Source organism: Chrysiogenes arsenatis DSM 11915 (assembly GCF_000469585.1).
GTDB classification, from domain to species: Bacteria; Chrysiogenota; Chrysiogenetes; order Chrysiogenales; family Chrysiogenaceae; genus Chrysiogenes; species Chrysiogenes arsenatis.
The window spans coordinates 269,630-285,231 of record NZ_AWNK01000001.1; the positions used below are offsets into that span (position 1 = coordinate 269,630).

Sequence of the window (15,602 nt, forward strand, 5' to 3'; positions counted from 1 at the left end):
GTACGTATGCCAGTGAGCTACAAAACACTTGGGCTTCAGAACACGCGGAAAATGTTTCAGGATGCTATGGCAGGAAAATATGCCATACCAGCCTATAACTTCAACAATTTAGAGCAGTTGCAAGCTATTGTACTGGGCTGTATCGATTCGCGCTCGCCGGTTATTCTTCAGGTTTCAAAAGGGGCGAGAGAGTACGCCAACGCAACGCTTCTGCGCTGCATGGCGATGGGCGCAGTCGAAATTACCAAGGAGGCAGGCGTCGAAATCCCAATTGCACTCCACCTTGATCATGGTGACTCGTACGAGCTCTGTGTTAGCTGTATTGAAACAGGATTTTCCAGCGTTATGATCGATGGTTCGCACTTGCCGTTTGAAGAAAATATGGAATTAACGCGTCGCGTGGTGGAATACGCCCACAAGCATGACGTGACGGTTGAAGGGGAGCTTGGCGTCCTCGCGGGGATTGAAGATGAGGTTTCCCATGCGGTAAGTCATTACACAAAACCAGAAGAAGTCGAAACATTTGTGAAAAATACTGGCGTTGACTCGTTGGCTATTTCGATTGGCACCAGCCATGGAGCTTTCAAGTTTAAGCCCAATGAGCCTATCCCTCCATTACGTTTTGATATTCTGGAAGAGATTGAACGGCGCATCCCTGGTTTCCCGATTGTGTTGCATGGCGCCAGCTCCGTCATGCCGGAATATGTCGATATGATCAACCATTATGGTGGCGACCTTATCGGCGCGGTTGGCGTGCCCGAAGAACAACTGCGCCGCGCAGCGGCTTCGGCTGTTTGTAAGATTAACATCGACTCTGATGGCCGTTTGGCCTTCACCGCGAAAATACGCGAGGCGCTCATTAAAGATCCGAAAAATTTTGATCCGCGCAAATACCTTGCAAAAGCCAGAGAAGCCCTGAGAAGTGTCATCGTCCATAAGAATGAAAATGTCCTCGGCTCAGCAAATCGAATTTGACCGATAATAGCGTTGACAACCTTTTGACCCTTTCGCTACACTCGTTCATTAGGAACTGAAAGTAACACGCTTTCTATATACCCAATTACACAAAGGAGTAGAGTATGGCCGCGGAGAATGTTCTCGAATTTACCGATGCTAATTTTGAAGTAGATGTTCTTGGTGCAGATGTGCCCGTGCTAGTTGATTTCTGGGCAACATGGTGTGCGCCATGCCGGATGCTCGCTCCAACGATTGACGGCCTCGCCGCCGATTTTGCAGGCAAAGCGAAAGTCGGCAAAGTCAACGTTGACGAAAATAGTACCATAAGCGCCAAGTATGGGATCCGCAGCATCCCGACCATGATGATCTTCAAGGGTGGGCAAATGGTTGATCAAGCGGTTGGCGTCCAGTCAAAAGAAGCGCTAGCAGCATTAATCACGAAGCATATTTGATCTTTCCAAAAGGCTTTCCGCCTCTGCGGGAAGCCTTTTTTTATACACAGGGAGGAAACGTGATTTTTCGGGCACTCAGCCAGCTCAATCTCAAAAGTGCCTTCGTCATGCTGCTCGTTGCGATTGCGTTCCATCAGCTTTACAGCTATCGACTCGGCCAAGCGGCCATCCCCAAGACACTCCCCCCCAGCATCTATTTTTACTCACTCAATGGAGAACAAGTTCATTTCGTCCGTTTCCTTGGGCAGAACTTTGAGCTATTCCTTGGCAACATCACCCCAGCACTCCTTAACCACTGCCAGCAACGCTCCACTGACGAATTGACATTACTCATTCCAACAAATTTTTCCGATATACCTTCTTTTCAGGCCACGTATGGCAACGCCACGGGGTCGTGTCAGGTGCTTATCGGCACGGGAGCCATGATCGAAAGTTTTCGCAACACCATGCGTATCGAAAAAACGCCAGTCATACTGCGAGTCGATGGAGATTTTACAATAGTGGAGCGCATATACCAATGAGCCAAGAGACACTTTTTCTCATTATAACCCTCACGCTTCTCGGCGCAGCGCTGGGGAGTTTTTTGATGGCGGCCTTCTACCGTATCCCGCGCGGAATCAGCTTGTGGTGGCCACCTTCGCGCTGTCCAGCTTGTGATGCCTCCATTCCACCATGGTTGAATATTCCTGTTTTCGGATACCTCTTTGCTAAAGGAAAATGCCGCTCTTGTAGCGTGCCAATCCCCTGTCGATACCCACTGTTCGAACTTGCCGTTGCTGCCGCCTATGGCATGCTGGCATGGCAGTTTTGGAGTAACTCTGACCTTCTGATTCGCGCTGCTATTTTTCTTTTCTTTCTCCTTGCGTGTGCCGGCGTTGATCTTTTTGTCGCACTTGATGATGAAGAAAACGAAGGCATCATCCCTGACATTTTCAGCCTTGGCGGTCTCGTCGTCGGGCTTGGACTGGCGTGGTGGCAAGGGCGACTGGGGATTGCCATTCCCGCCGCATTGGTGGGTGGCGGGGTCTTGCTGGCAATTTACCTTTTTTATCTCTATGTGCGCCGTATCGAGGCGCTGGGATTGGGTGACGTGAAAATGATGGCCATGATTGGTGCATTCAGTGACATTCCGACGGTTTTCCTCTCTATTTTCGGCGGGTCGGTATTGGGATTAGTTGCCGCTGGACTCTACATGCTGAAACTGCGGACATTTTCGCTGCAACTTAAAATACCGTTTGGGCCTTTCCTTGCTGCTGGAGCCATTATTGGCCTCCTACAGTGGCAATAAAATGTCATTTAAAACGTTATTTTAACTATTCACGATCCCGCCCACTTGCATTTCAAATGCACAATTTCGCAGTTCAAATGTCAAAAATCACCATTCAATGTTGACAAAAAGCGCTCAGCTCTTCTAGGATACCCCCATCGTTGAATGCGATTTATATCCAAAGGGGGTTTTATGAAACGTCGTCCCATTAAGCGAGTACTGGTTGCCAATCGTGGCGAAATAGCGATTCGCGTTTTTCGTGCCTGTACTGAACTCGGCTTGGAAACCATCGCCATATACTCTCAAGAAGATCTCCTGAGCCTCCATCGTTATAAGGCTGACGAAGCATATCTGATCGGCAAAGGGAAAGATCCTATCGGCGCGTACCTCGACATCGAAGGGATTATCTCGCTGGCGATCGAAAAAAAGATTGACGCGATTCATCCCGGATATGGGTTCCTTGCCGAAAATGCCGTTTTTGCCAAGCGTTGCGAAGACGAAGGAATTAAATTCATTGGCCCTTCGGCAGCCACCATTCAGTGCATGGGCGATAAGGTTGAAGCGAAAGTTATGGCTGTCAAAGCAGGACTACCCGTCATCCCCGGCACAGAAGAGCCGATCAAAACTGAACAAGACGCGTTGCTTTTCGCGAAAAAGTCTGGCTACCCCATTATGATTAAAGCGGCAGCTGGTGGCGGTGGGCGCGGCATGCGGATCGCCCGCAACAAAGACGAACTGATTTCCGGCATCGAATCTGCTCGCTCCGAGGCACTCAAAGCATTTGGCTCCGACTCTGTCTTTCTCGAAAAACTTCTCGAAAAACCAAAACATATCGAAGTACAAATCCTGGGTGACGATTACGGCAATATTGTTCACCTCTATGAGCGCGACTGCTCGATTCAGCGCCGCCACCAAAAAGTTATCGAAACTGCTCCCAGTTTGACCCTGAGCGATATGCAACGCAAAGAAATCTGTGATGACGCCGTCAAACTCGCCAAAAACATTGGCTACATTAACGCGGGCACGGTCGAATTTCTGGTTGACCAAGAGGGGAAGCATTACTTTATCGAAATGAACCCGCGCATTCAGGTTGAACATACCGTGACGGAAATGGTAACCGGTTGGGATCTGGTGCAGGCACAAATCAATATCGCGCGCGGAAGCAGCCTTGATTCGACCGAAATTGGCATGAAGAGCCAAATGGATATATCACTCCACGGCTACGCCATTCAGTGCCGCGTGACCACCGAAGATCCGGCAAACAACTTTCTTCCCGATACCGGGCGCATCACAGCGTACCGCAGTGCGTATGGCTTCGGCGTTCGTCTTGATGCTGGGAACGCCTTCGAAGGGGCGATTATTTCGCCGCACTACGATTCGCTCCTCGTCAAAGTTACCACGTGGGGCAAGACACACAAAAAAGCTGCGTTGAAAATGAACCGTGCCCTGAAAGAATTCCGGATTCGCGGTGTAAAAACCAACATCGCCTTCATGGAAAATGTCGTAACCGACCCCTGCTTCCTTGCGGGAAAAACCGACACTTCCTATATCGAAAGTAACCCACACCTCTTCCAATTCCGCGAGAAAAAAGACCGCGCCACAAAATTGCTGAGCTTCATCGGCAATGTAGTCGTGAATGGAACCGAAGGGATACCCAAAGGAAAACCACAAGGCGTTGTGTTCTTTGAGCCGGATATCGTAAAAGTGAAGGCAGCGCAAATTATCCCTGGCACCAAGCAGATCTTGGACGAGCGTGGCCCGGCTGGGCTGGCAAAGTGGATGCTCGAACAAAAACAACTCCTGATTACCGACACCACCATGCGCGACGCCCACCAATCGCTGTTTGCCACGCGGATGCGCACCAAAGATATGATGAAAGTTTCGCGGGCAGCGGCAGCACTTATGCCAAATATGTTCAGCTACGAAATGTGGGGTGGCGCAACATTTGACGTAGCCTACCGGTTCTTGCACGAATCGCCATGGGATCGCTTACGCCAAATGCGTGAAGCAGTCCCGAACACGCTCTTTCAGATGCTGCTGCGTGGTGCAAATGCCGTTGGGTACACCAACTATCCTGATAACGTCGTGCGCGAATTCATCCGCGTCAGCGCCCGCGAAGGGATGGACATCTACCGCATTTTTGACTCGCTGAACTGGCTTGACGGCATGAAAATAGCTATCGAAGAAGTGGGCAAGCAAAATAAGATTGCTGAAGCGTGCGTCTGCTATACCGGCGATATTCTCGATAAAAAACGGACAAAGTACGACCTGAAATACTACGTCAATATGGCCAAAGAATTGGAAAAAATGGGGGCGCACGTTCTTGGCATTAAAGACATGGCGGGTCTTTTAAAGCCATACGCCGCGACGGAGCTTGTTAAGGCACTTAAAGATGCCATTTCGATTCCGATTCACTTCCACACGCATGACACGAGCGGTAACGGCGTAGCGACCATTATGAAAGCGGCTGAAGCCGGAGTTGATGCGGTCGATCTGGCACTCGCTTCGATGGCCGAACTCACCAGTCAGCCTTCGCTGAACGCCATACTCTACGCTCTGCAAGGACATGAACGCGATCCGAAAATTGACATCGAAGGAGCGCAAAAGCTCTCGAACTACTTCGAAATCATCCGCGACTACTACGCGCCATTTGAAAGCGGCCTGAAAGCTGGGAACGCCGAAGTGTACGAGCACGAAATCCCCGGCGGGCAATACTCAAACCTCCGCCCACAAGCTATTTCCATGGGACTTGGCGAACGGTTTGACGATATCAAAAAGAAATACGCTCAGGTGAACATGATCCTCGGCGATATCGTGAAAGTAACGCCATCATCAAAAACCGTTGGGGATTTGGCGCTCTTTATGGTGCGCAACAATATCGAAACCAAAGATGAGTTGGTCGAGAAAGGGGCGAAACTCGGCTTCCCGGATAGTGCCGTTTCCTACTTTAAAGGGATGATGGGACAGCCGATGGGTGGCTTCCCTGAAGATCTAAAAGCCGTTGTTCTCAAAGGGGAAGAACCGATCACCTGCCGTCCGGGCGAACTTCTTGAGCCTGTTGATCTTGAAGCGGCTCGACTGCAACTCGAAAAGAAATTCGGCATCAAAGCCAACGATGAAGATGCCGTGAGCTATGTACTCTACCCACGCGTCATTGAAGATTATTATAAGCTACTCGACGCCTACGGCGATGTCAGCGTGCTCGATACTCCAACGTTCTTCTACGGACTCGAAATTGGCGAGCAAAAAGAGATCGTGATCCAGGAAGGGAAAACGCTGGTTATGAAATTGGTTGCCGTGGGCGAAGTCAACGAAAAAGGGGCACGTCCTGTTACCTTCGAACTCAACGGCGTCACCAGAACGGTTCACGTCAAAGATGTCGAAGCATCGAAAAGTGTCGTGACACGCGAAAAGGCTGACCTAGACAACCCCGCGCACCTTGCCGCTTCAATGCCGGGAAAAGTCTTTAAACTCTTGGCAAAAGAGGGCGATGCTGTCAAAAAAGACCAAGCGGTTATTGTAACGGAAGCGATGAAAATGGAGACGAAGGTTTCCGCTGCCAAAGCTGGCAAGGTGGTGAAACTGCTTGTCAAAGAGGGCGAAGTTGTAGATGCGGGAGACTTGCTCGCCATCGTCGAGTAAAACAACGCACAACAAGGGGCGGTTTGCTGCGGCAAATCGCCCTTTTTGCGTTTGTTATTTAGAAGAAGTATGACCACTCAATTGGTTCACATGTGCCCACGGTTGTGGTATACCGTAGCCATATCACCGCTTGGGGGTTGACCTCTTTAATTATGGGAAGATATCGCACCCGCACCATTATCGCGATCCTCATCTGCACTCTCCCATTTGTATCGTGGGCTGGCGGCATCAGCTTTCGGGTTGACACCACTGCCCCACAAGGCTTTATGCGTGAAGTTATCTCCCTGACACTTCCAGAACCCGTTCCATACAACGTACTGGATTACACCATCGTCAATAAGGCGGTCATTGAATTTCCTGATTTTATCGTCGACTTTGGCGATACCACGCAAATCTCCCTTCCGAACGCCCAAATCGTGAGTCACATTACGAATGACTCCGGCAAACTCATTATTCACCTCAAACAAACCCCCGTAACCATTCAGGACACTTTCCGCAGTGATCCGTTCGTGGTTCAGATTGTTTTTGAAAGCGAGCAGGAGCGGGTTGCGGAAGTTGAGCGCAATATGAATAACCTGCTGCAAGCGCTCGGTCGTGAATTTGTACTCCCATCGCGCACCACGGCAGCAACAACAAGTGCCGCAACGACCGAGGCAACCATCCCTACCCAACTCAGCCGTGACGAATTGCGCCAACTCGAATTGCAGGATTCAAGCCGCGGCATCATTAACCCGTATCGCGCCGATGATCGGCAAAAAGGGCTGAACACGCCAGATGCCATCAGTCTGCGGCGCGGTCAAGCGAGCCTAAGCGAAGGGAACTACAAAGAAGCGCTCGAGCATTTTCTCAGCATCATCCGCAACTCTCCCGAATCGCCCCTCGTCGAAGAAGCCACCTTCCTCCTTGGCGAATGCTACCGCAATATCCCGCAAGTTCCAGTCGCTGTCCAATACCAAGACGCGATTACCATTTATCAAAAAGCAATGGAGTTATATCCCGACAGTAGCTTTGTGCCGATGGCCGAATTTGGCATTGCTCGCGCCTATGAAGATCTTGGACTGCTCTACGAAGCGAAATATCACTATGAAGCAATTGCCGAGTTCTACGGCATGAGTGAATACGCTGGGCCAGCGAGGCTAGCGATTGCACGGTTAAACATGGCCGATAATGACTCCAAAGGGGCGATCGAAATACTCGAAAAAATCCTCAGCGACTACTCGGAAGATAACTGGCGCATTGAGGCACAACAACAGCTTGCAAAAATTCATTATGCGTTGGGGGAATTTGAAAAAAGCACCCGCTATTTTGAACAAATGCAGCAGGAATATCCTGAATTTACCCTTTACGATGCCGCGTACATGCTCAGTGTCGGGCGAGCTTTCCAAGGGAGTGGCAAACTGGAGCAGGCCGCACACGTCTACTCAAAAGTCATCAATATCTTTCCGGATGCTCCTGAGGTACCTGAGGCGCTGCTTCACCTCGTCGAAGTACTGAAAGAAGCCGGCAATCCGCAGGTTGCTCAAGTCTATATCAGCGAACTGACTGGACGTTTTTCGGAACAGATTACGGCGTCAAAAGCGCAACTTATTCATGGTGACATCTTGCACGATAGTGGCGATTACGAAGGGGCGTTGGGGCTTTTTGCCATCGTCGACCTTGGCCTGCACGGTGCAGAACTGCGAGATAGCATCCTCATGCGGACAGCACGAGCCGAAGTGAAAACTGGAGAATACGATAACGCTATTGCTCACGTGGGCGAAATCATTCAATTCTACCCCGACTCACCGTACAAAAACGAAGCAACGGCATTGCGTGATGAAGCGCTCTACGAAAAGGCTGTGGCCGCCGCGAACAGGGGCGAGGCGCACAACAGCTATATGCTCGCTGACATGTTAGTGCAAAGCTACCTTGGCGAAGAAGAGAGCGACATCTACCGCAAAGCTCAAGCGCTGGCGGAAAAATCGCACTACAATATGGGTCTCAATCTCCAAACAGAAGATCCATATCGCGCGCTGGCGCACCTTGACCAGCAATTAGCGCTCTACCCAACTGGCGCTCACAGCGACTCTGCCGAGCGCACTCTGCGCGAACTTACCCTGAATCTTGCCGAACAAGAGATACGCGATCTGCGATTCCAGGATGCACTTCGTCGCATCAACAACGCCATTGAACGTTTCCCCGAAGGATATTTAGCCGCACAATTCCGTGACTTGAAAGTCATGGCCTTGTTTAAGCAAGGCGAATTCCTCTTTAATAACGGCAACTATCAAGATGGATCTGGCTACTTCGATACTATTTTTTCACAGCACGCCCACACCCCATACGCTTCTGTTTCGCGTGATTTCCTGATCAATGCAGGCAAAGCCAATGTCTTCGCCGCCTATACCGCCAGCAACTATCCCGAAGCCATTGACCAGTTCGGCATCTACGATCAATACCTTCAAGAAGATCCCGAAGAGTATTTTTATGCCGGAAAAATGGCCGCGCAAAGCTACAGCCGCCTTGGTTTCTATGATCGCGGCCTAGAACATATCAACGATATGGATGCCAAACTCCCGAGTGCCTATGACCCACAGCTCGACGATTTACGCGCCCTGAATTATTGGGGACTAAAGCAATACGATCGCCTTATCTCAATACTCGCCCCACGGCGCCAGAATGGCATCTTATTGCCCGAAGCATATGAAGTGCTTGCCCAAGCCTACCAACAAACGAATCGACCTGACGAGGCACTGACCACCTACTTGCAGGGAGCCGATAAACTGGTGGGAGATGAAGGGCGTGCATTGCGCTTAAAAGCAGCGGAAATAATGACCCGCAACGGGACATATCCCGAAGCAATAGAACAGTTCGCTATGATTGTCGGTAGCGACACGCCCGACCGAGTGCAAACGAATGCGGCCAAGCAACTGCTCACGCTGTATGACTCGACGGAAAACCGTCAAGATACGATTAGCCTTGCCCGTGCCCAAGCACAAATGGCCAGTGATACCAACGACCGCCTCTTCTTTCTAGAAAAAGAAGCGACCGCCCTGAAACAAACAGGAAAAACCGCTGAAGCACAACAAGTCTACCAACGGATTTTTGAACTTGACCCAACCGGGGTGTACGGGCTGCGCGCCAAGCAAGAGATTGACGATTTTGCGTGGCGTAACCGCGTGAGGAGAAACGCCCCATGAGCACATCACCAGAAGGCGCTACGACTCCCATCGACATTCAAGAGTTAATGCGTGCAATGGAGTACTTTAACGAGCAATCAGCTCGACTCAGTGCTTCCTACCAAAAGCTCGAAGAAGAAGTGGCATCGCTCAATATCGCCCTTGATGCCAAAAACCGCTACCTGACGAATATCCTGCAAAGCATTTCCAACGGTGTTATCAGCGTCGATAGCCAAGGAATCATTACGTTGATCAACCGTGCCGCTGGCGATATGACTGGGCTTACGCCTGAACAGGTCGTTGGTACTGCGATAAGCGACTTACCCGAATTTCACGATCTGACTCGCACCGAAGGCAACATCGCCCACCAAACACTGAAAGACTTTTCACGAACCGCCACCCTTCACCTGCGTAGTGGTGCAAAAAAAGTTATCGAATACAGTCTGACGCCACTGGAAGAAGATGCGGGCGGCATTTTATTTTTTCGCGATATGACGCGCATCATAGAACTGGAACAACAGGCCAAGCGCAACGAAAAACTCACCGCCATGGGGGAAATGGCGGCCAATATTGCCCATGAAATTCGCAACCCACTTGGCTCTATCGAGCTTTTTGCTTCGCTCTTGCGGCGCGATCTTGAGCAGGAACCTGAAAAACAACAACTCGCCACCAACATCGTCAGTGGGGTACGCAACCTCAACACTGTCATCAGCAACCTGCTTTTATTTACCCGCAATGTCAGCCTGAGCAAAGAGTTGATTGACCCGCAAGAACTGGTAAACGAGGTGCTAACGTTTTGCGAGCATCTGAAACATCGGCGACATATCAACCTGACCCACACCATCACGCCAGGAACACCTCTTTATGGCGACTTCGACCTCCTCAATCAAGTACTCCTGAACCTGCTGCAAAATGCGATGAATGCTATCGAAGGGGATGGTGCTGTCGCCATACGTGTCTATGCCGAAGAGAACCATACCTTACTTGAAGTGTCCGATGATGGCTGCGGCATGAATCAGGAAACGCTTGATAAAATCTTTATCCCCTTTTACACCAGCCGCGCCAAAGGGACAGGGCTTGGCCTTTCTATTGTGAACCGCATTATCGAAGCGCACCAGGGGGTGATCCGTGTTGAGTCAGAACTTGGCCACGGCACGCGCTTTACCATCAAGCTGCCGATCCCTGAACGTGCCTCCGAATGAAGTCGACTCGCGCGACCGGAGCGCAGCACGAAGAGGAGGCGGCGCGCTATCTGGAAAGGCGAGGATATGGTATTGTGGAGCGAAATTTTCGCTCACGGCGTGGTGAAATAGACATTATTGCTACCGAAGGGTCGGTGTTGGTTTTTATTGAAGTGCGCTACCGCGCTGCTGGCGGAATCGGCGCTGCGTATACGGTCAACCATCAAAAACAGGAGCGACTGCGCCGTTGCGCTGCGGCATATCTTATGAGATACCCGTGGTCTGGCGATGTCCGATTCGATGTCGTCGCCATCAATGGAAATCAAACAACCCTTTACCAAGACGCTTTCAGAGGTTAACGTATGATTACATGGCATTCGTGGAATGTAGACAATCTTCGGCGCGCCGATGCCGAACTTCGCCCAGTTATCCTCCAGATTACATCGGAAATCAATCGTCGCTGCGTTGATCCCCGTTTAACGCCAGATCAGCAGGAAGCGTACACCTTTGAGGAGATCGAAAGAAACTTCCTTCCCGTGCTGGTTGTGGCTGAAGAGCGCCCCGATATCGACATGATTTTTGGCTCTGGAACCTATCCTTGCCTCGTCGTTATCACACCGCATGGCAGAGTGCTCAAAACATTAGAGCCGGAAATGGAGCAGGATCTTTACAACCCACTGCTGGAATGTCGCCGGACATATATCAACGCTGGGCACACGGCAGGTCACGCCGTTGTGCTGCCCCACTATCTGTTTGCCGATCTGCCAGCTATCCCCGAAGATTTTGCCCAAAAAGGGATCGAACAACTTTTTCAGGACGCCAACCGTTTTGTTTCGACGATGCCAGCAATGATGGATGCATCGGACAGCACCCTGTATGGTCAAGGCGATATGCTTAATTTCCTCGTCGAGCTGGGCAATGCACGGCAGGACGAATCTATCAGCGAACTTGCCGGAACCTGTCTGAATGTGCTGACCGCAACGTTGTGGGATCCGGAACTCGGCGGTTATTTTCTGGCCAAAGAAAAAGAACATATCATTGGCGTAAAAAAACTCTCTGACCAACTCGATATCCTTGAAGCGCTCATTAATTTTTCCGAATTTGATCGCGCCCCCGCGCATCAGGCAATCACCGCTCTGCGCCAGAGCATCACCGCCAATTTCTATCAAGAAAACGGGTTATTTGCTTTCTACTCAACATCCGATGCCATCGGCCTAGAAAACAACTTTCGCTATCTTGCCTTGCTGGCAAAAGGGATACGCAACGCTCTGATTGCTGACCTCAGCGTGAACGATATTACCCCCATAGCGCAGACGCTCGCCAACTTGCAACAGGCCAATGGAACCTTTCCGCCACTGCTCCATCGCTCTGACAGCGCACCACTACTGGGCGTTCAAAGTACGGCGGCTATTGCGTTTGCCGAAATAGCTACCCTCTGCAATGATGAATCATGGCGCGAAAAAGGGCTGCAAGCGCTCTATCCTTGCTTTGGAAGCATGTGGCGTACTGCTGGTGGCTGCCTTGGAACCACTAACACGGCCTCTGAACCACTTCCGCCCGTCTGCCCACTGCGCGAAAACATGCTTTTTGCACACGCTTGCCGCCTCTATCGTGATGGCACGATGGGAGAAAATATCACCACCTACCGCAATCAAACACTCCAAATCTTCATGCAGAATGCCTTTGCCAGCTTCGGTGCGCAACGATACTGCTATGGACGCGAATTGTTATTTATTGGCAGGTAAAATCAAAAAAAATCCCGGACGCTTTCGTGCGACCGGGATTTTTATATGTGTTGTCTGTACTTGTCCGTTAAAACGTAAACGTCTCTTCGCTGAGAATCTTCCACTTCCCTTTTTCGTTTACCAAATACAAGAGCTTATCCGTTACGTCCGAGTAATTATTTGAAACGTACCGTTGGCGGAACTTCGCCAATGCCAACTCTTTACCATGCTCCATAGATGGGTAGCGAAACAGTTGCACATTTTCCAACGTCACACGCACCATTGTTTTGCCGCGATTTACCCGTTCTTTATAGCTGTTCCACGAATCATAATTATACTGGTCGACAGCGAATTTCCGTGAATAGTGCGACATGTAGCGACCATGGTCACGCGACTCCCAGTCGCGTTTCCACGCATCCAAAGTTGCATGAAGTGCCTGACGCACCGCTCCTTGTTCCGTGGCAGTCGTGTATTGGAACGATTCGGCTAAAATTACAGGAGTTTTGCCTAATTCAATATGGCGCGAAATTAAGAATATATTTTCATTGCTAAAAACAATACAACCCTCACTATTATAAGGCGTTATATTGTTTTCCTCGTTAATTCCGTGCAGCCAGATACCATTACCGGTTTTCCCAAGCGATACGTCAATCGCATTCGGATAGTTAATCGGGAAGGCATAGACCCCGTATTTTTGCGGCAGTGCCGATGAAGGGAGTTTCTTTACCGGAAAGTAGACGCCTGTCGGGGTGCGGTTATCGCCTTGTACCTTCTTTTCGCCCGGCTCTTTACCGGTATCCGAGTGGTAAGCGCCAAGAATTTCCGGAGTATTTTTACTATAGCGGATCAAATAGGTAATCCGCTCACTCTTGGCCGTCCAAAAGAATTTTTCCCCTTCCGGCATATCAACAACGGCCACCGGAAAACGCTCAGAACCAATCAGTGGCATGTCAATCGCAAGAGCATCGTCGATGAAATTCATCTGATTGCGTTCTGACTCATAGAGAGAAAGCAACTCAGCCACAAGCGTCTGCTTGCGCTCTGAAAGCTCCCCTTCATTTTCCCGCACTAACCGTATCCCTTTTTCGATCGTCAAATATCCAGCCAGCTTTTTGGCCTGAGCACTGCCCAGTTGAGCTAAAATCGATTCCGCTTCATTATATGAGCCGTTTTTCCAGTGGGCGTACGCCAGATTGTATTGCGTATTGTGTGGGTCGCGCCCCTTTTCAAGGCGCTTCAGGCTTAGTTCAAGATTCTGAATGGCACTCTGGTAGCGCTCCATACGCAACTCGACTAAGGCGGCAAGATAGTAATACTTGTAGTCTCTCTCGCCATCTTTTACGGCATTCGATATCGCGTTACTTGCAACACGAAAATTACTTTCACCATACTGAAACAACGCTTGTTGATACCAATACTCAGACGAAAATCGCGCTTCGGCAGTAACCGGAAGAAACAAACAGCTAAAAGCGATGAGCAGTGAATAGATCCGGACAGTCATACACATCCCACAAAAGAGTAGATTTTCGTGCACCACAGTGCAGCAAGAAGAAATGCGGCTGGTTATATATCAAAGGAAGGTACGAATGCAACGAGAACCGTTCGGCAGAAAAGAAAAGAGGCCGGATATACATCCGGCCAGGCAGGAAAAACAAGTCGACAAAGTCGACGTCTCTACAACTACTCAATTTTATCCGAAAAAGCAAGAAAGAATTAATCGCGCCCAGAAAGCGAAGCAAGGAGTCGCAAAAGGTGCAAGAACAGATTCACGATGTCAAGGAAAACCGCAAAGGCCGCCCGCACAGGTGACGGATAGGCGCGGTTGCGAATCAGATACATATCATACGCAATGTAAAGCGAAAAAATTCCGGCGCCAAGAAACGATATTCCCATCTCCATCATAGAGCTTTTCAGCCAGAAAATATTCAGTAGACTCCCGACAATCAGCGCAATCAACAGGCCAAACAGCGGCAATCCTAAACGCGAAAGATCCTTCGTCGTCCGCATAGCCCACATGCTCATGCCTGCGGTGATCGCGGCGGTCAATAGAAGCGCTTGGAAAACCACTCCGGGTCCGATGGTTGTCAAGTAAAATGTCACGTTTACCCCAACACCATACCCCATTGCTGCCGTAAACGCATAGTACACATACGGGTTTTCTGACTTGAACGCGAGCATGAGACCAAGCACAATAACGGCTCCGATGCTGGCCAGCGACAGCACGCCGCTTACGCCACCGAGCACAGGCACCAACGAAGCGAGAGCCGCAATCATCAGCCCTTTGTTCAGATAGTTCCAAGTTGCGGCCACAAACGCATCGGTCGAAAGCTCGCTCTGTGATTGTGGAAAAGGGATACTCCGAGTCGATCCAGTATTCATTATCAACCTCCATAGCATTTTTGCTCGGCTGAAGTATTACATAACCCACCCCCCTGTCAAGCGAAATCGGATTTTTTTTCGTGTTAAGTATTTGTGAATAAAAGAGAGCGATGGTGCACGCTTGGCAAAAATTGCACACTCAGCTACACTCACGCGCATTTCCATATAGAGGAGTGAATCGTGTCGAAATTTTCAGATTCTTTGAAATATGACAAGAGTGGCCTTGTCACCGTTATCGCACAGGAATGGCGCACTGGCGAAATTCTGATGGTAGCGTTTGCCAACAGCGAAGCGGTTGACAAAACGCTCGAGACTGGATACGTCCACTACTATTCGCGCTCGCGTCAGCAGCTCTGGCTCAAAGGTGAAACCAGTGGCGCACTGCAACTGGTCAAGGAAATCCGGGTAGACTGCGACCGCGATGCCCTGCTTATCCAGATTGACCAGCAAAAAGGGGTTGCTTGCCATACCGGTGCGCGCAGCTGTTTTTTTGATATCGTACAGCCGGGAAACGTAGTTTTTTCTGTCCTCGACCGTCTTGACGAGGTAATAGAAAACCGTCGTCATGCCAGCAGCGGTTCTTCGTACGTCAAATCGTTGTTTGAAAAAGGGGAAGACACGCAACTCAAAAAAATTGGCGAAGAAGCAGTGGAATTCGTCTGTGCCGTGAAGGATAACGACGCCAATAAAATGATTGCCGAAGCGGCTGATGTCGTGTTTCACCTTGCTATCGCACTGGCTGACAAGGGGATTTCGTTCAGTGCCGTGAAAGACGAACTGGCGCGCCGCTTCGGTACCAGCGGCATTGCCGAAAAAGCAAGTCGCCAGCCATAAGCGCTGTT

12 protein-coding genes are annotated in these 15,602 nt (G+C 50.1%); 10 read left to right on the forward strand and 2 right to left on the reverse strand.

All coding sequences use genetic code 11. From position 1 onward, the window contains the following. Positions 1–6: 6 nt before the first annotated feature. From P304_RS0101165 to P304_RS0101205, 9 genes are all read left to right on the forward strand, one after another. Positions 7–975 (forward strand): class II fructose-bisphosphate aldolase, encoded by a 969-nt coding sequence (locus tag P304_RS0101165; RefSeq protein ID WP_027389050.1) that lies wholly within the window; start codon positions 7–9, stop codon positions 973–975. A 104-nt stretch (positions 976–1,079) separates the two neighbouring features. Further along, complete coding sequence (gene trxA / locus P304_RS0101170) at positions 1,080–1,409, forward strand: thioredoxin (RefSeq protein WP_027389051.1); 330 nt, start codon at positions 1,080–1,082, stop codon at positions 1,407–1,409. Between the two features lie 59 nt (positions 1,410–1,468). Then, the gene (locus P304_RS0101175; RefSeq protein WP_034763486.1) at positions 1,469–1,930 is read left to right on the forward strand and encodes a hypothetical protein; all 462 of its coding nucleotides are present in this window, start codon (positions 1,469–1,471) and stop codon (positions 1,928–1,930) included. Then, positions 1,927–2,697, forward strand: coding sequence for a prepilin peptidase (locus tag P304_RS0101180; protein WP_027389053.1), 771 nt, complete (start codon positions 1,927–1,929; stop codon positions 2,695–2,697). Before P304_RS0101175 ends, P304_RS0101180 begins: the two co-directional genes overlap by 4 nt. Positions 2,698–2,868: 171 nt before the next feature. Beyond that, entirely contained in the window at positions 2,869–6,318 is a 3,450-nt protein-coding gene (locus P304_RS0101185; protein WP_027389054.1) for a pyruvate carboxylase, read from the forward strand. Positions 6,319–6,470: 152 nt separating this feature from the next. Next, on the forward strand, positions 6,471–9,497 hold the full coding sequence (locus P304_RS0101190) for a tetratricopeptide repeat protein (protein WP_027389055.1): 3,027 nt from the start codon (positions 6,471–6,473) through the stop codon (positions 9,495–9,497). Further along, entirely contained in the window at positions 9,494–10,678 is a 1,185-nt protein-coding gene (locus tag P304_RS0101195; protein ID WP_027389056.1) for a two-component system sensor histidine kinase NtrB, read from the forward strand. Before P304_RS0101190 ends, P304_RS0101195 begins: the two co-directional genes overlap by 4 nt. Beyond that, on the forward strand, positions 10,675–11,016 hold the full coding sequence (locus P304_RS0101200; RefSeq protein ID WP_027389057.1) for a YraN family protein: 342 nt from the start codon (positions 10,675–10,677) through the stop codon (positions 11,014–11,016). Before P304_RS0101195 ends, P304_RS0101200 begins: the two co-directional genes overlap by 4 nt. A 3-nt stretch (positions 11,017–11,019) precedes the next feature. Then, complete coding sequence (locus P304_RS0101205; RefSeq protein ID WP_027389058.1) at positions 11,020–12,402, forward strand: thioredoxin domain-containing protein; 1,383 nt, start codon at positions 11,020–11,022, stop codon at positions 12,400–12,402. Between the two features lie 67 nt (positions 12,403–12,469). On the opposite strand, the gene P304_RS15840 is transcribed toward P304_RS0101205, so the two are convergent. Both P304_RS15840 and P304_RS0101215 read right to left on the reverse strand, forming a co-directional pair. Then, the gene (locus P304_RS15840; RefSeq protein ID WP_051321295.1) at positions 12,470–13,882 is read right to left on the reverse strand and encodes a L,D-transpeptidase Cds6 family protein; all 1,413 of its coding nucleotides are present in this window, start codon (positions 13,880–13,882) and stop codon (positions 12,470–12,472) included. 212 nt (positions 13,883–14,094) lie between these two features. After that, positions 14,095–14,760 carry a Bax inhibitor-1/YccA family protein gene (locus P304_RS0101215; RefSeq protein ID WP_027389059.1) on the reverse strand — a complete coding sequence of 222 codons (666 nt, stop codon included), beginning with the start codon at positions 14,758–14,760 and terminating at the stop codon, positions 14,095–14,097. A 180-nt stretch (positions 14,761–14,940) separates the two neighbouring features. Between P304_RS0101215 and hisIE the strand changes: the two genes are divergently transcribed. Continuing rightward, complete coding sequence (gene hisIE / locus P304_RS0101220; RefSeq protein WP_034763490.1) at positions 14,941–15,594, forward strand: bifunctional phosphoribosyl-AMP cyclohydrolase/phosphoribosyl-ATP diphosphatase HisIE; 654 nt, start codon at positions 14,941–14,943, stop codon at positions 15,592–15,594. The last annotated feature ends 8 nt before the right edge of the window (positions 15,595–15,602 follow it).